The following is a 15,934-nucleotide window of genomic DNA, read 5'->3' on the forward strand; positions in this document are numbered from 1 at the left end:
CCATGGACAATCGCCTGGCGTCACTCCTGCAGCGCGGTGAATCCCTGACCCGCGCCGAGTACCGCGTGCTGTCGCACCTGACGGAACACCCGCTGCTGGTGGGCAATATCACGGTGCGCCAGCTGGCCCAGGCGACCTTTGTGTCAACGGCAACTATTATGCGGCTGTGCCAGAAGCTGGGCTTCAGCGGCTACAGCGAGCTTATCTGGCACTGCAAGCAGCTGCTGGCCGACTCGCCGCATATCGCTGCGTTTCCCGCCGCCGCGGGGGACGAGCTGCCCGCGCTGTTCGAACCTTTTCTGGCCAACTACCGCCAGACCTTTCGCTGGGTCACGGCGGATAAGATGGCGGCCTTTTCGCAGCTGGTGCGGGAGAAAGAGCACTTCTTTCTTTACGGGGCGGGCTTCTCTTATCTGTTCGCCGAGTACCTGACCAAAAAGCTGCAGGTGCTGGGTAAAACGGCGTTTATCTCGGGGCCGGGCGACAGCCGCAATATTTTTCTCAGCAACGCGTCGCGCTATGAGGTGTTTGTCGCGGTGTCGCGCAGCGGGGAGACGGAACAGGTGCTGGATAAGGCGCGCATCGCGCAGAACGTGGGGATGTGCGTCGTGGCGTTTACCCGCGCGTCGCCCAACACGCTGGCTGGGATCGCGGATCTGCATTTTCCACTTTATGACGAGGCGGTGCACTTTGCTGCCGAAGCCGCGGGCATCACCTCATTTGAATCGAACCTGGTACTGCTGATGGATCTGCTGCTGCTTAACGCCACGGAGTAACCCTGCCCGTGTCAGGCAGGGTTGCCATCAGATGATACGGTTGTTTTTGAAGTCGCGCAGGAAGCTGCCCCAGCGGCGTTCGTAGAACGGCGTGATGTGGGCCATCATAAAGTGGCTGATGCCCTTCTCCCCTTCCACGACCTGACAGATATCGATGGGCTCATCCCCCGGCAGCGTGTCGGTGGCGACACTGCCGACCGTCTGGATCACCGACTCAATATCCCCGTCCGCCTCGATGCCGATCAGCAGGTTCGGCTGTTCGTCCGCCTGTTCCTTAATGGAGCAGATAAACGCCCGCTTAACGGTTTTCAGATCCTTAAACAGGGTGGTGAGCGAGTCAATCATCTGGGCTGGCGGTTCGGCCACCTCCGAGAGCAGCAGCGATGTCCCGCCCTCCAGCACGTGCTGGGTGCTGAGCGGGTTGCCGCCGTCCTGGCCGATGAGGTGCTGCACTTCGTTAGGGGTAAACTCTTTGCCGGCGGGCAGTTTCGGGTTAAGGAACAGCGTTTCGCCGAGCGTCATCTCAAACAGGGTGCGCACCGGCATCACGACAAACGCCTGCTCGGTCTCCACCACCTGCTTGAGGGCATCCAGCGAGCTGAAGAACGGGATCACGCTCGCCCCGTCGTCCTTCTCCCAGTGCTGCAGGTCAAGCTCGGTGTCGGCATCAACCGCCTCGCCTTGCGCTGCGCTGCCCGGTACCCAGACCGTGGCGTCCAGCAGTTCGCGAAAGAACGCCGGGCGATACGCAGGTTCCGTCGCCGCCTGCTCAAGCAGGGTCTCCAGTCTGTTTTTTTCGTATGTCATGGTTTTACTCTGTGGATCGTCTGACGCCCTCGCGGTGCCCCCTTCCGAAGAAGCGGGTACGCGAGGGCAACCTTTTACTCTGCGGTTAACAGGTTCGCGATAGTCCGCACGCCTAGCCCGGTCGCGCCCGCAGACCACTGCTCTACCGCTGCTTTGCGATAGGTTGCAGAGCAGTCAATGTGCAGCCAGCCCTGACGGTAGTTTTCCACGAAGTGCGACAGGAAGCCTGCGGCGGTGCTTGCACCCGCCGGGTAGGCGGCGCTGCCGGTGTTGTTCAGTTCGGCAAAGTTAGACGGCAGCTGGTGGCGGTGGAACTCGGCCAGCGGCAGACGCCAGAACGGCTCGTTTTCCGCCGCCGCGCTTGCCATCAGCTTGTTCGCCAGCGCATCGTCAAAGCTGAACAGCGCGTGGTAGTCGTTGCCGAGCGCGGTTTTCGCCGCCCCGGTCAGGGTTGCCGCGTCGATCAGCAGCGTCGGCTTCTGGGCACAGGCGTCGATCAGGCCATCGGCCAGCACCAGGCGGCCTTCGGCGTCGGTGTTCATCACCTCAACGTTTTTGCCGTTGCGGTAGCGAATGATATCCCCGAGCTTAAAGGCGTTGCCGCTGATCATGTTGTCGGCACAGCACAGGTAGAGCTTCACGCGCTTATTCAGGCCGCGGGTGATAGCAAACGCCAGCGCGCCTGCTACGGTCGCCGCGCCGCCCATGTCGGATTTCATCGAATCCATGAAAGCGCTCTGCTTGATGCTGTAGCCGCCGGAATCGAAGGTAATGCCTTTCCCGACCAGGCAGGCGTACACCGGCGCGCTCTCATCCCCGGTTGGGTTGTAGTCGAGGGCCAGCAGCACCGGCTGACGCTCAGAACCACGGCCTACGGTGTGCAGACCCATGTAGTTCTGCTCGCGCAGATCTTCACCTTTGGTGATGCGGTAGCTGACGTGGTCGCCGCCGGCTGCGCTCAGTAGATCCACCGCGCGCTGCGCCAGCTGCTCCGGGCCAAGCTCTTCTGCCGGGGCGTTGATGGTATCGCGCACCCAGTCGATGATTTTCAGGCGGCTGGTCAGCTCGCGCTGCTGCGCGTCGTCGAGCGCAGCCCACTCCACCTTACGGGTGCCTTTCGGCCCCTTGTAGCCCTGCCAGAACGCCCAGCTGGTTTCCGTATCCCAGCCTTCGCCGGCCAGCTGCACGTGTTTGATACCCATGCCGTCAATCTTACGCGCCGCGCGCTGAATCAGCGCGAGGTCGTCTTTGCCATTGAGGTGCAGCGTCACGCCGTCCTGGTTGATGCTGTACGTCGCGTTGTCACCCCAGCGCGCATCGGCGGGTTGAGTGGTAAGGGTGATTTTCATGGCTTCTGTTGTCATTGTTGTGTCCTTGTTGGCTCATGAGTAAACATGAAAACGGGCCGCCCGGAGGCAGCCCGCTATACCCTGAATGATGTGCGTTGCAGAAAGATGGCAGCGGCGAGCGCGGTCAGGCTTTCTGCATCCCGTCATATGAGGGGTATGATTATTCTGCTTCATCTAACCAGACTAGCAGAATTGCTTCGAGTATTTTCTCGTTTGATGCCTGAGGATCGTCTTCAAAATCCTCAAGATCGCAAATCCACTGGTGCAGATCGGTAAAGCGTACCGTTTTCGGGTCAATATCCGGGCGGCTGTCGTACAGCGCCTCGCCGATTTCACGGCTGTCGGTCCATTTCAGGCCCATATCAGTGCTCCCGCGCGTGGTTGACGGTGTAGCGCGGCATTTCAATCACCAGATCTTCATCGGTGACGCGCGCCTGACAGCTGAGACGGCTTTCCGGCTCCAGACCCCAGGCTTTGTCGAGCATGTCGTCTTCGTCTTCGCTGCTCTCGGGCAGTGAGTCAAAGCCCTCACGCACGATGCAGTGGCAGGTGGTGCAGGCGCACGATTTTTCGCAGGCGTGTTCAATGTCAATGCCGTTGCGCAGCGCAACGTCAAGGATGGTTTCACCGCTTTTCGCTTCCAGAACTGCACCATCCGGACAGAGATCCGCATGAGGCAAAAAAACAATCTTTGGCATATTAAACCTCGTCCACGGAATGGCCCTTCAGCGCGCGACGAACCGACTGGTCCATACGGCGTGCGGCGAATTCCTGGGTTTGTTTGTCTACGTTTTTAATGGCGTGTTCTATTGCGTCAGCCTCATCGCCGGCGGCAGCGGCGCGCAGGGCGTCGGCAGCCTCGTCGATGATCTGACGCTCAGCGGCGCTTAACAGCGCGGCATCGGCAACGAGCGCACCGTCCAGGCTCTCCAGCACGCGTGCGGCTTCCACTTTCTGTTCCGCCAGCATACGCGCCTTCACATCCTGTTCGGCAAAGCTCATTGAATCCTGAATCATGGTGGCGATTTCGCCGTCGGTCAGCCCATAGGAGGGCTTCACCTGAATCGACGCTTCCACGCCGGTGGATTTCTCCATCGCCGTGACGCTCAGCAGACCGTCGGCATCAACCTGGAAGGTGACGCGGATATGCGCCCCGCCCGCCGGCAGCGCCGGGATACCGCGCAGCGCAAAGCGCGCCAGTGAACGGCAGTCCTGCACCAGCTCGCGCTCGCCCTGCATCACGTGGATGGACATCGCGGTCTGGCCGTCCTTGAAGGTGGTGAACTCCTGGGCGCGGGCCACCGGAATGGTGGTGTTACGCGGGATGACCTTCTCGACCAGCCCCCCCATGGTTTCCAGCCCGAGCGACAGCGGGATCACATCCAGCAGCAGCATTTCGCTGTCCGGCTTGTTGCCCACCAGAATATCGGCCTGAATACCGGCGCCGATGGCGACCACTTTATCCGGGTCAATCGCGGTGAGCGGCGTGCGGCCAAAGAAGGCCCCAACCTGCTCGCGCACCAGCGGCACGCGGGTGGAGCCGCCGACCATCACCACTTCCAGCACCTCGCTTGCCTCCACGCCGGCGTCCTTCAGGGCGCGACGGCAGGCCAGCAGCGTGCGTTTCACCAGCGGTGCGATAAGCGTTTCAAACTGCTGGCGGGTAATGGTCCCCTGCCAGCCGGCGACGTCAATCGCCGCGCTGTCGGCATCGCTCAGGGCAATTTTGGCGGCGATGGCCGCGTCGAGCAGCTGACGCTGCACGCGGTTATCGCTGCGGTCGTGCAGGCCCATCTGCTCGCGGATGTAATCCGCCAGCAGATGGTCAAAGTCGTCGCCGCCGAGCGCGGAATGGCCGCCGGTTGCCATGACTTCGAACACGCCGCGGCTTAAGCGCAGAATGGAGATATCAAAGGTGCCGCCGCCGAGATCGTACACGGCAATCACCCCTTCCTGACCGGAGTCCAGCCCGTAGGCGATGGCCGCGGCGGTGGGTTCGTTGAGCAGGCGCAGCACGTGCAGGCCCGCCAGACGCGCCGCGTCTTTGGTGCCCTGTCGCTGTGCATCGTCAAAATAGGCCGGGACGGTAATCACCACGCCGTCCAGCTCACCGGCCAGCGCGTCGCTGGCGCGGGCCGCAAGGGCTTTAAGGATATCGGCCGAGACGCGGACAGGGTTCAGCAGCCCCGCCGGGGTGGCGATCATCGGCAGGCCGTTTTCGCTGGCCTGAAGCTGATACGGCAGGTACGGATAGCGCGTCTGGATATCGGCCAGGGAGCGGCCCATCAGGCGTTTTACCGAGCTGATGGTATTGACCGGATCCTGCGCGGCCTGAGCACGTGCTTCGTAGCCGACCGTCTGACCGGTCGCAGTGTAGTGCACCACCGACGGCAGCAGATGACGCCCCTGGCTGTCGGCCAGGGTTTCCGCCTGGCCGCTGCGCACGGTCGCCACCAGCGAATTGGTGGTACCTAAGTCAATACCAGCCGCAAGACGGCGCTGATGAGGCGCGGCACTCATGCCGGGCTCACTGATTTGGAGTAAGGCCATGTTGAGCTTCCAGAAAAATAGGGCCTGACAGTCAGGCTTTAAAAATCGAGCAGTTTTTCTTCGAGTTGTTCTGCTGCGCTGCGCAGTTTATCGAGAAAGCGCAGTTTACGCACGGTATCTGCCGCCCGCTCCCACGACTCGCTCGCCAGGTCGTCCACCATCTGCTGATGGCGCACCTTCACCATGCCGTCAACGCGTGCCATAAAGGTGGTCAGCCGGGCGTCATCGCAGGCCTGCTCGATCTCGTCAAGCTCCTCGCGCAGCGCCAGCTGCTCCATCAAAAAGGCGGTGTCGCGCACGGTGTGCTGCTCGGACGCTAAGTCGAAGCCGTGCAGCGAGAGCAGATACTCTGCCCGGGCCAGCGGATGACGCAGCGTTTGCCAGGCCTGGTTGATGGTGGCGGACTGCTGCACCGCGGCCAGCTGTTCCGCCTGCGGGTGGCTTGCGAATTTGTCGGGATGGAACCGGCGCTGTAAATCCTGATAGCGAAGCGTCAGCTGTTCAGCATCGAGTGGATAGCTAACCGGTAACCCAAAGAGGGTGAAGTAATCCATAGCGTTCTCGGAGTTCTGCGTGTGCGTTTGTCGACGCCGTGTGTCGCGCCGCGCCGCCGGAAAAGGGGTCGCCTGGTAAAACAAAACCCCACGCGCTGTGACGCGGTGGGGTAGACGTATTGCGGTATCAGACGTTGAAGCTTTCGCCGCAGCCGCACTCATCCTTCACGTTCGGGTTGGTAAATTTGAACCCTTCGTTGAGCCCTTCTTTGACGAAGTCGAGCTGAGTGCCGTTGAGGAACTGCAGGCTTTTGCCATCGACAACTACCTTGACGCCTTTGTCTTCAAACACCGTATCTTCCGACTGGGGTTCGTCCACAAATTCCAGCACGTAGGCCATGCCGGAGCAGCCGGAAGTGCGCACACCAAGACGCAAACCAAAGCCTTTACCGCGGTTGGCGAGAAAGGCGTTTACACGTGCGGCAGCACTGTCGCTAAGGGTAATCGACATACAACAACCTCAATAATTAATTCGTCATGCTTCACATTGCGCGGCGACGCCGGCAGGCCAGGCTTTCCTCAGCCCGCCGGGTCAGCAGGGCGACTTACTTAGTGCCCGCGTCGCGTTTGCTTTTATAATCCGCAATGGCCGCTTTAATAGCGTCTTCCGCGAGGATTGAGCAGTGAATTTTCACCGGCGGCAGTTCAAGTTCATCGGCAATGTCGGTGTTCTTGATAGCCTGCGCTTCGTCCAGAGACTTGCCTTTTACCCACTCGGTAATCAGCGAGCTGGAGGCAATCGCGGAGCCGCAACCGTAGGTTTTGAAGCGCGCGTCCTCAATGATACCTTCATTGCTGACCTTGATCTGTAGCTTCATTACGTCGCCACAGGCCGGCGCACCGACCATGCCGCTGCCTACGCTGTCATCGTTGTTGTCGAAAGAACCCACGTTGCGCGGGTTTTCGTAGTGATCGATTACTTTTTCGCTGTATGCCATGATAATTTTTCCTTACGTCGTAAACCGATTAGTGATGTGACCATTCGATGGTGTTCAGATCGACGCCCTGCTTGAACATCTCCCACAGCGGAGAGAGATCGCGCAGACGACCAATCGATTTGCGTACCAGTTCGATGGTGTAATCAATCTCTTCAACGGTAGTAAAACGACCTAAAGAGAAACGGATTGAACTGTGCGCCAGCTCGTCGTTCATTCCCAGCGCGCGCAGCACGTAGGAAGGTTCGAGGCTTGCAGACGTACAGGCAGAACCGGAAGAGACCGCGAGATCTTTGAGCGCCATGATCAGCGACTCGCCTTCAACGTAGTTAAAGCTGACGTTGAGGATGGTCGGTACGCCCTGCTCCAGTGAACCGTTCAGGTACACTTCTTCGATATCTTTCAGGCCGTCCCACAGACGATTGCGCAGGCCGCGCAGACGGTCCATTTCGCTCGCCATCTCTTCTTTCGCGATGCGGTAGGCTTCGCCCATACCGACGATCTGGTGTACCGGCAGGGTACCGGAACGCATACCGCGCTCGTGACCGCCGCCGTGCATCTGTGCTTCGATGCGGATACGCGGTTTACGACGCACGTACAGACCACCGATACCTTTCGGGCCATAGATTTTGTGGCCGGAGAAGGACATCAGGTCCACTTTCAGCTGGGTCAGGTCGATAGGCAGTTTGCCCACGCTTTGGGTCGCATCAACGTGGAAGATAATCCCGCGCGCGCGGCACAGATCGCCGATGGTCGCGATATCCTGCACCACGCCGATTTCGTTGTTCACGTGCATGATGCTGACGAGAATGGTGTCGTCACGCATAGCCGCTTCAAGTTCTTTCAGATCGATAATGCCGTTAGGCTGCGGTGCCAGATAGGTCACCTCGAAGCCTTCACGCTCCAGCTGACGGCAGGTATCCAGCACGGCTTTGTGTTCGGTCTTGCTGGTGATGATGTGCTTGCCCTTTTTCTGATAGAAATTGGCCGCACCTTTGATCGCCAGGTTGTCAGACTCGGTCGCCCCGGAGGTGAAGACGATTTCACGCGGGTCCGCGCCAATCAGCTCCGCCACCTGGTTACGGGCGATATCCACTGCTTCTTCCGCCTGCCAGCCGAAACGGTGGGAACGGGACGCCGGGTTACCGAACGTGCCGTCCATTGTCAGAAACTGCATCATCTTCTCAGCAACACGCGGGTCGACAGGCGTGGTCGCGGAGTAGTCGAGATAAATCGGTAATTTCATTGCTCTTAAGCTCCGTACATCACTTCAATATGTTAAATCAGGCCACCGGCGTCTTTCGCGCCAGTTTCGCAGGGCAACGTATTGCCCCGGCCTGATTCAATTAAGACGGTAGATATGCTCAGGTTTACGCGCGCAGCTTAACGTCGATATCGCCCTGGCCGCGGCCCTGGTGCTGCGCTTCATGGCTGTGCTGACGATCGGAGACGTCCAGCACTTCCTGGTTGTTCACCAGTTCGCCCAGCGTAATGTTGTTCAAAAAGCCGGTCAGACGGTCGCTGAGATCGCGCCACAGCGCGTGGGTCAGGCACTTGTCGCCGCCCTGGCAGCCGCCTTTACCCTGACAACGGGTCGCATCGACCGACTCGTCCACCGCGCTGATTACTTCGCCTACGGCAATGCTGCCTGCTTCTTTACCGAGCAGGTAACCACCGCCCGGACCGCGAACGCTCGCTACGAGGCCATTTTTGCGCAGGCGGGAAAAAAGCTGTTCCAGATAGGAGAGCGAAATTCCCTGACGTTCGGAGATATCAGCCAACGGCACCGGGCCCGCTTCAGAGTTCAGCGCAACGTCCAGCATTGCGGTCACGGCATAGCGCCCTTTAGATGTCAGTCTCATGTCTTACCTCAAAAATGCCCCTCGTGGCGGGGGTTTCGAATGGATTGTATGTCACATAGCAGGCGCAAGTCTGACATTCCCGACTAAAATGGTCAACTATTTACCTGAGTATTTTACTCAAGTATTTACCCCTTCATTTAGTCGGGACATATTGCCCTGCCGCATCCATTTATTACCCCCTGCGCCGGGTCGTATTTCCGGCGCGCTGAGGTCACTGCTGAGGCTTATCTTTCTGAGAAATTGACGCCAGCATGCCGCGTAAAATATTCAGCTCCTGGCTCTCGGGGCGGGCGCGCGTAAACAGGCGACGCAGCTTGTTCATCACCTGGCCCGGATGGCTGGCGCGGATAAAGCCGGTTTCCAGCAGCACCTGCTCCAGATGCCCGTAGAAGCGCTCCAGATCGTCCACCAGCGGGTACGGCGTCTCTTCCGGCGCGGTATCCGCAGCAGGATTTTCCTGGGTGGCGAGCCACGCCATGCGGACTTCGTAGGCGATAACCTGCACCGCCATCGCCAGGTTCAGCGAGCTGTACTCCGGGTTCGCGGCGATGGCGACGTGGTAGTGGCACTTTTGCAGTTCGTCATTGGTCAGGCCAACGCGCTCGCGGCCAAACACCAGCGCCACCGGGGTCTGCTGGCCTTCGGCCACGCTTTTGATGCCGCACTCGCGCGGGTCGAGCATCGGCCACGGCAGCGTGCGGGAGCGCGCGCTGGTGCCCACCACCAGGCTACAGCCGCTGATCGCTTCGTCGAGCGTATCGACGATCTGCGCATTGCCGATGACATCGCTGGCCCCGGCGGCAAGCGCGATAGCCTGCGAGTCCGGTTTGACCAGCGGATTGACCAGCCAGAGGTTAGTCAGGCCCATGGTTTTCATAGCGCGGGCGACGGAGCCCATGTTGCCGGTGTGAGAGGTTTCAACCAGCACAATACGGATGTTTTGCAGCATAGCGATTCGGTACGAGGGAAAAATATGGCGGCATCCTACCATAAAGAACGCTGATAATCCGCTCCTGCAGTGTGGATGCCACAGCTCACACAAACTACAAGGGGATGCGCGCAGCACACTCTGAACCTGACAGACCGCCATGATATGACATTTTCGCCATCGAGGTTGCAAGCGCAAAGCCTGGGGGTATATACTCCGCCCGTTTTTTCCGTTCTTTAACATCCAGTGAGAGTAACCGATGCATCCGATGCTGAACATCGCCGTGCGTGCCGCGCGTAAAGCAGGTAACGTAATTGCCAAGAACTATGAAACGCCCGACGCTGTAGAAGCGAGCCAGAAAGGCACCAACGATTTCGTCACCAACGTCGATAAAGCGGCAGAAGCCATGATTATCGAGGTGATTCGCAAATCCTATCCGCAGCACACCATCATCACCGAAGAAAGCGGTGAACATGAAGGTACCGATCCGGATGTGCAATGGGTTATCGATCCGCTGGATGGCACGACCAACTTCATCAAACGTCTGCCCCACTTCTCTGTTTCTATCGCCGTACGCATTAAAGGCCGTACTGAAGTCGCGGTAGTTTACGATCCGATGCGTAATGAACTGTTCTCTGCCGTTCGCGGCCAGGGCGCACAGCTCAACGGTTACCGTCTGCGCGGCAGCTCCGCGCGCGATCTGGATGGCACCATTCTGGCAACCGGCTTCCCGTTTAAGGCGAAGCAGCACGCCACCCCGTTTATCAATATCGTTGGCAAACTGTTCACCCAGTGTGCCGACTTCCGCCGCACCGGCTCCGCCGCGCTGGATCTGGCCTACGTTGCCGCCGGTCGTGTTGACGGTTACTTCGAACTGGGCCTGAAGCCGTGGGATTTCGCCGCGGGTGAACTGCTGGTGCGTGAAGCAGGCGGCCTGGTGTGTGACTTCACCGGTAACCACAACCACCTGACCAGCGGTAACGTTGTCGCCGGTAATCCGCGCGTGGTGAAAGCGATCCTCGCCTCAATGCGTGATGAGCTCAGCGAAGCAATGAAGCGCTAATCTTCAGCGCGTAAAAAAAGGCAGGTGCTCACGCATCTGCCTTTTTTATTGCCCGCGATTCAGAACGGGCGCAGCCCACCCCCCGGCGGCTGCGCGCTGAGCCACATTACGACCGCAGCGCCCACCAGAATCGCCCCGCCGGTTAACGCCAGGGTCGCGTTCCCGACCCGCCGCCACAGTGCCGGCGTGCGGTCTACGCTAAGCCGCATCGCCAGATGCCGGAACGCGTGCACCAGCAGCGCCAGCGCCGAGATGGTCAGCGCGGTTCCCGCCGCCATCGCCAGCGCAGACACCACACCCCAGCCGAACACGCCCGCCACTTTGCTGAACAGCAGCACCATGATGGCTCCGGAACAGGGGCGCATGCCCATCGAGAAAATAATCGCCAGACGGGCGCGCCAGTCATCGCTGCGCGCCAGCTGCTCGCTGTCCGGCAGATGCTGGTGCCCGCAGCCGCAGCCGCAGCCGGCGTGGTGGTGGTGATGCGACGTAAACGCGGTAAAGCGGCGCGGCCGCGGTGCCAGACGGCGCAGAGCCTTGATTGCCCGATAGCAGAGTAGCAGACCCAGCACGCCCACCAGCAGGTAGCTCCCCTTCTCCAGCCAGAAGCTGCTGAGGTGCAGCGAGCGCGCCGGCAGCTTCAGCAGCGCCAGCACCACGCTGACCAGCGCAATCGCCACCACGCCCTGCAACAGCGAGGCGGCAAAAGTCAGACGCAGGCTGGTTTTCAGCTTCGACGGGTGGGTGGCAAGCCAGGTGGCGATCACCACTTTGCCATGGCCTGGGCCTAAGGCGTGCAGCACGCCATAGGTAAAGCTGAACACCAGCAGCGACACGCCGACGCGAAGGGGATTGTCCGCCACGCCCTTGAGCAGCTGGCTCATCTCAATATTGACCGTCCGCTGCCAGCGGATGCTGTTGAGCATCACCTGCGGCCAGTAGTGCCAGAGCGCGAGGCACCCCAGCCCGGCGAGCAGCACAAACAGCGCCAGCGGCCAGAACGGCAGCCAGCGGCGTGAAGGAGAAATCGGGATCATCACTGACATTGAAGCGTTACCTGTTGAGCAAACTGTTTACCGAGGTTCATGTCCTCGGGCGGCGCATCGGCTTTATCCAGGGAATTGGCAAAATCCAGCACCTCGTCGCCCGGCGTCGGGGTCGTCACCTTCAGGGTGCAGCGCGAGGCGAGATCCGCCGGCAGACGCGCATCCTTATCATCATCGTAATGCATATCGACATAGTAGCTGGGATCGAAGGTCGAGAAGGTGTACGTCTGGCCCGCCAGCGGCTGCGGCGTCGCCAGCGGCAGGACGAAGCTGAGCACCGCCTGATGGTTTTCACGCGCCAGACTGTAGGAGGTGGGGCGATCGCGAAACGTCACCTTTTTCCCGTTGTGCCACACCTCGGTAAAGTAGTGCTGGCCCAGCACGTTCGCCATCACCTCAGCGGCAAGCTTTTTCCACACCTCCGATCCGGCCGGGGCATCACCCGTGTCATAGAGAAGATCCGCTGAAGTGATTTCATCCATGGTCCAGCGCATTTTCAGGGCATAAAAGTGTTCGTCAGCCACCATCACCTCGCTTTGCAGCGAAATGAAGCTGTGCGGATGCGCTAACGCCCCCTGCTGACTGGTCAGCAACCACAATGCCGCCGCGCCCGTTATCCTGTGCATCAATGTGCGCATTTTTCCCTCAAATAAAAAATTCTGTGAGCCAGCCAGAATTCCGTGACGAAAAGCACCCTGTCTCGCTTTCAGCCGGGTTTACGTTAGCTACTCTTAACCTTATTCACCATACCTGGAAAATCAGATGATGACACTATTATGCCCGCCGCCATCTGAGCTCTCCAGTCCGCAGCGCCGCTGCCAGGTGCTTCTGATGCTGTATCTCCCGGGCCAGACCGTCACCCCGGAGATACTGGGGCGCATTAACGGTGTTGATGGCCTCGTCGCCCGGGAAGATATTAACCTGACCCGGGAAGAGATCGCGCGTTACCATCGCCTGACGATTATCACCGAGCAGGATGGCAGCTACCGGATTGAAGGCTCCGCTTTAGACAGACGACTCTGCCTGCTGCACTGGCTGCGCCGCGGCCTGCGGCTGTGCCCGCACTTTATCCAGCAGCAGTTTACCCCGGCCCTGAAGGTTTGCCTTCGCCAGCAGGGGATCGCCACGGCGCTCTACGATGACACCAACCTGCATGCGCTGGTCAACCTCTGCTCCCGGCGTCTGAACCGCAACTTTGAGAGCCGCGATGTGCAGTTCCTGCGTCTGTACTTGCAGTACTGCCTGCTGCAGCATCAGGACGGCCTGACGCCGGAGTTTACTGAGCTGCAGCAGCAGTGGACCCAGGCGCGCGCCGAATACCTTGCCGCGCAAGAGATCGTGCGTCACTGGCAGCGGCGCGTCATGCAGTTGCCCCACGAAAACGAACACCTGTTTCTGGCGCTGCTGTTTATGATGCTGCGCACCCCGGACCCGATCAACGACAGCCACCAGCAGGATATCCGACTGCGGCTGGCCATCGGCCAGATGACGGCGCGTTTTCGTGAGCTTTCGGGGATGACCTTCAGCGACGAGCAGGGGCTGGCGGACCAGCTCTACATTCATCTGGCCCAGGCGCTGGAGCGATCGCTGTTCGGCATCGGCATTGATAACAGCCTGCCCGAAGAGGTGTACCGCCTCTACCCGCGCCTGATGCGCACCACCCGCGAGGCGTTTCAGGGCTTCGAAACCGAGTACGGCATTGCGTTTTCCGATGAAGAAGTCGGGCTGGTGGCGGTGATTTTTGGTGCCTGGCTGATGCAGGAGAGCGATCTGCATGAGAAACAGGTGCTGCTGTTAACCGGTAACGACGCGGCGCTGGAACAGGAGATCGAGCGGCAGCTGCGCGAGTTAACGCTGTTACCGCTTAACATCCGCCACCTGACTGTACATGCGTTTCAGAAGGAGGGGGCGCCCAAAGAGGCGACGCTTATCGTTACGCCCTACGCCACCACCCTGCCGCTGTTCTCGCCGCCGCTGATCCACGCCACGATGCCGTTAGGGGAGCAGCAGCAGGCGCGGATCCGCGACATTCTCGAAGCCTAACGCGGGGCGGTCACCCCTGGCCGGAGCAGCAGCGCCGGCAGGGCCACCAGCGCCATCACCCAGAACACGCCGTTATCAAGATGCTGATACAGGTAGCCGGCAAACATGGTCATGATGGCAATGCCGCCGCCCATGGCAACCGCGGAGTACATCGCCTGCAGGCGAATCACCTGCGCCCCCTGGCGCGCCGAGATATAGCGCATGGCGGCCAGATGGCAGACGGTGAAGCTTCCGCAGTGCAGCAGCTGCATCACAATCAGCCACGGCAGCGCCGTGGTCCAGCCCATCAGCCCCCAGCGCACCATCCCTGACACGCACGACAGCAGCAGCAGACCGCGCACCGTGGCGCGACGGAACAGCGTGTTGCTCAGCGCGAAGACCACAATTTCCGCTACCACGCCCAGCGACCAGAGATAGCCCACCACCGACGCCGAATAGCCAGCCTTCTGCCAGTAAATAGCGCTAAAGCCGTAGTAGGCGGCGTGCGCCCCCTGAAGTAACGACACGCAGGCGAGAAAGCGCCAGCTCTCACCAATGAGCGAGCGCCACGCCGGCCAGCCGGCACCCTCGCGGGTTCGCGCCTCGCCCTGCGGCATGACCGAAGGCCGCAGCAGCATCCCCAGCAGCATGGAGGCGATGCCGAGTGACAGCAGCACCAGAATCGCCTGGAAATCAAACAGGCTGACCAGCTTGCCGGTCAGCGCCGAACCGACCACAAAGGCAAGCGATCCCCAGAGGCGCACCCGGCCATAGTCCATGGTGATTTGCTTCTGCCAGGTGCCGGCGAGGGCATCGGTAAGCGGCACCAGCGGCGAGAAGAACAGGTTAAAGCCGACCATCACCACCAACAGCCACGCGGCGGTCGTGCCCAGCCAGAAGGCCAGCGCGAAGACCAGCGTCAACAGCGCCAGCAGCCGCAGGGCAAACACCAGGCGGGAAGGGTCCTGCACCCGCGGGGCCAGCAGCAGGCTACCCAGAAAACGGGCAATAAGCCCCGCGCCCAGCAGCAAACCGATGGTTTCCGCCGGCAGGCCGATACCCTGAAGCCAGACGCTCCAGAACGGCAGGAAAATGCCGTAGCTGAAAAAGTAGGTAAAGTAGCTGAGCGCCAGCCAGTTCCTGGAATGCAACACCATGAATCCCTCCTGTTTTCGACGGCGATAGTCTCGCGGGTTCTTACCGACCTTGCAAGATGTAACATTGATTTAACAATATCGGTGCGCATGCCACATCGCCTGTTGCAGTCGCTCACGCTTCTTTGGTTGGGGCGGTTAACCGCATGACGGATATTGTTTTTTCTGGCCTGCAGTCGGATAGTAGCGCTTTCCCTGCGTAAAGGAACGATCATGCAATCCACCCTCTCTCCCCGGCTGCTGGCGTGCGGTGCGGCACTCCTGCTGGCGCTGATTATCCTCACCGGCATCGCCACCGCCGACAGGGCGACCTGGCTGATGGAAGTTACCCCGGTCATCATCGTGGTGCCGCTGCTGTGGGCCACGGTTCAGCGCTACCCGCTAACGCCCCTGCTTTACGTGCTGATTTTTTTCCATGCGGTGATCCTCATCGTTGGCGGCATGTACACCTACGCGAAGGTGCCCGTGGGGTTTGAGGTGCAGAGCTGGCTGGGACTGGATCGCAATCCTTACGATAAGCTCGGCCACTTTTTCCAGGGGCTGGTGCCGGCCCTGGCGGCGCGGGAGATCCTGCTGCGCGGCGCTATCGTGCGCGGCAGACGGATGCTCGCCTTTATTGTCTGCTGTATTGCGCTGGCGATAAGCGCCCTGTATGAGCTGATTGAGTGGTGGGCGGCGCTGGCGCTGGGCCAGGGCGCGGATGATTTCCTCGGGACCCAGGGCGACCCGTGGGATACCCAGTCGGACATGTTCTGCGCCCTGCTCGGCGCGCTGTTTACGGTAGTGGTGCTCGGCAGGTGGCACTCGCGCCAGATAGCGCGTCTGCGCCGCTGAGGCAGGCATCCGGTGTGGCGCTGAACACCGCCACACCGATAATCAGAGTAAAGC

18 protein-coding genes are annotated in these 15,934 nt (G+C 60.3%); 4 read left to right on the forward strand and 14 right to left on the reverse strand.

Going from position 1 to position 15,934, the window contains the following annotated elements; all coding sequences use genetic code 11:
- Positions 1-2: 2 nt before the first annotated feature.
- Positions 3-776 carry a MurR/RpiR family transcriptional regulator gene (locus tag DW58_RS11490; RefSeq protein ID WP_024548599.1) on the forward strand — a complete coding sequence of 258 codons (774 nt, stop codon included), beginning with the start codon at positions 3-5 and terminating at the stop codon, positions 774-776.
- A 27-nt stretch (positions 777-803) separates the two neighbouring features.
- On the opposite strand, the gene sseB is transcribed toward DW58_RS11490, so the two are convergent.
- From sseB to trmJ, 11 genes are all read right to left on the reverse strand, one after another.
- Positions 804-1,583, reverse strand: coding sequence for an enhanced serine sensitivity protein SseB (gene sseB, locus DW58_RS11495; protein ID WP_024548598.1), 780 nt, complete (start codon positions 1,581-1,583; stop codon positions 804-806).
- 74 nt (positions 1,584-1,657) lie between these two features.
- A complete protein-coding gene (pepB, locus tag DW58_RS11500; protein WP_024548597.1) occupies positions 1,658-2,947 on the reverse strand; it encodes an aminopeptidase PepB in 1,290 nt (429 codons plus the stop codon).
- A gap of 145 nt (positions 2,948-3,092) precedes the next feature.
- On the reverse strand, positions 3,093-3,293 hold the full coding sequence (gene iscX / locus DW58_RS11505; RefSeq protein WP_024548596.1) for a Fe-S cluster assembly protein IscX: 201 nt from the start codon (positions 3,291-3,293) through the stop codon (positions 3,093-3,095).
- 1 nt (position 3,294) lies between these two features.
- On the reverse strand, positions 3,295-3,630 hold the full coding sequence (gene fdx, locus DW58_RS11510) for an ISC system 2Fe-2S type ferredoxin (protein WP_024548595.1): 336 nt from the start codon (positions 3,628-3,630) through the stop codon (positions 3,295-3,297).
- A 1-nt stretch (position 3,631) separates the two neighbouring features.
- The gene (gene hscA / locus DW58_RS11515; RefSeq protein ID WP_024548594.1) at positions 3,632-5,482 is read right to left on the reverse strand and encodes a Fe-S protein assembly chaperone HscA; all 1,851 of its coding nucleotides are present in this window, start codon (positions 5,480-5,482) and stop codon (positions 3,632-3,634) included.
- A gap of 38 nt (positions 5,483-5,520) precedes the next feature.
- Positions 5,521-6,036: a co-chaperone HscB gene (gene hscB / locus DW58_RS11520; RefSeq protein ID WP_024548593.1), complete on the reverse strand. Its 516-nt coding sequence runs from the start codon at positions 6,034-6,036 to the stop codon at positions 5,521-5,523.
- Positions 6,037-6,163: 127 nt separating this feature from the next.
- Complete coding sequence (gene iscA, locus DW58_RS11525; protein WP_024548592.1) at positions 6,164-6,487, reverse strand: iron-sulfur cluster assembly protein IscA; 324 nt, start codon at positions 6,485-6,487, stop codon at positions 6,164-6,166.
- A 94-nt stretch (positions 6,488-6,581) separates the two neighbouring features.
- Positions 6,582-6,974, reverse strand: coding sequence for a Fe-S cluster assembly scaffold IscU (gene iscU, locus DW58_RS11530; RefSeq protein WP_024548591.1), 393 nt, complete (start codon positions 6,972-6,974; stop codon positions 6,582-6,584).
- A 28-nt stretch (positions 6,975-7,002) separates the two neighbouring features.
- Positions 7,003-8,217: an IscS subfamily cysteine desulfurase gene (locus DW58_RS11535; protein ID WP_024548590.1), complete on the reverse strand. Its 1,215-nt coding sequence runs from the start codon at positions 8,215-8,217 to the stop codon at positions 7,003-7,005.
- Positions 8,218-8,341: 124 nt separating this feature from the next.
- Entirely contained in the window at positions 8,342-8,833 is a 492-nt protein-coding gene (iscR, locus tag DW58_RS11540) for a Fe-S cluster assembly transcriptional regulator IscR (RefSeq protein ID WP_024548589.1), read from the reverse strand.
- Between the two features lie 211 nt (positions 8,834-9,044).
- On the reverse strand, positions 9,045-9,782 hold the full coding sequence (gene trmJ / locus DW58_RS11545; protein WP_024548588.1) for a tRNA (cytosine(32)/uridine(32)-2'-O)-methyltransferase TrmJ: 738 nt from the start codon (positions 9,780-9,782) through the stop codon (positions 9,045-9,047).
- A 238-nt stretch (positions 9,783-10,020) separates the two neighbouring features.
- Between trmJ and suhB the strand changes: the two genes are divergently transcribed.
- Complete coding sequence (gene suhB, locus DW58_RS11550) at positions 10,021-10,824, forward strand: inositol-1-monophosphatase (RefSeq protein ID WP_024548587.1); 804 nt, start codon at positions 10,021-10,023, stop codon at positions 10,822-10,824.
- A 59-nt stretch (positions 10,825-10,883) separates the two neighbouring features.
- Here suhB and DW58_RS11555 read toward each other — a convergent pair whose 3' ends face one another.
- Both DW58_RS11555 and DW58_RS11560 read right to left on the reverse strand, forming a co-directional pair.
- A complete protein-coding gene (locus DW58_RS11555) occupies positions 10,884-11,870 on the reverse strand; it encodes a nickel/cobalt transporter (protein ID WP_024548586.1) in 987 nt (328 codons plus the stop codon).
- Complete coding sequence (locus tag DW58_RS11560; protein WP_024548585.1) at positions 11,861-12,496, reverse strand: DUF1007 family protein; 636 nt, start codon at positions 12,494-12,496, stop codon at positions 11,861-11,863. The genes DW58_RS11555 and DW58_RS11560 overlap by 10 nt, the downstream gene beginning before the upstream one ends.
- 136 nt (positions 12,497-12,632) lie before the next feature.
- Here DW58_RS11560 and csiE point away from each other — a divergent pair, with 136 nt between their 5' ends.
- Positions 12,633-13,913, forward strand: a complete 1,281-nt coding sequence (gene csiE / locus DW58_RS11565; RefSeq protein ID WP_024562672.1) for a stationary phase inducible protein CsiE — start codon at positions 12,633-12,635, stop codon at positions 13,911-13,913.
- Here the strand turns inward: csiE and DW58_RS11570 are convergent.
- Complete coding sequence (locus DW58_RS11570; RefSeq protein ID WP_024549973.1) at positions 13,910-15,049, reverse strand: 3-phenylpropionate MFS transporter; 1,140 nt, start codon at positions 15,047-15,049, stop codon at positions 13,910-13,912. The two genes, csiE and DW58_RS11570, sit on opposite strands and share 4 nt — an antisense overlap.
- A gap of 210 nt (positions 15,050-15,259) precedes the next feature.
- On the opposite strand from DW58_RS11570, the gene DW58_RS11575 reads away from it, so the two are divergent.
- On the forward strand, positions 15,260-15,880 hold the full coding sequence (locus DW58_RS11575) for a DUF2238 domain-containing protein (protein WP_024549974.1): 621 nt from the start codon (positions 15,260-15,262) through the stop codon (positions 15,878-15,880).
- Positions 15,881-15,934: the final 54 nt, after the last annotated feature.

Source organism: Siccibacter turicensis LMG 23730 (assembly GCF_000463155.2).
GTDB lineage: Bacteria > Pseudomonadota > Gammaproteobacteria > Enterobacterales > Enterobacteriaceae > Siccibacter > Siccibacter turicensis.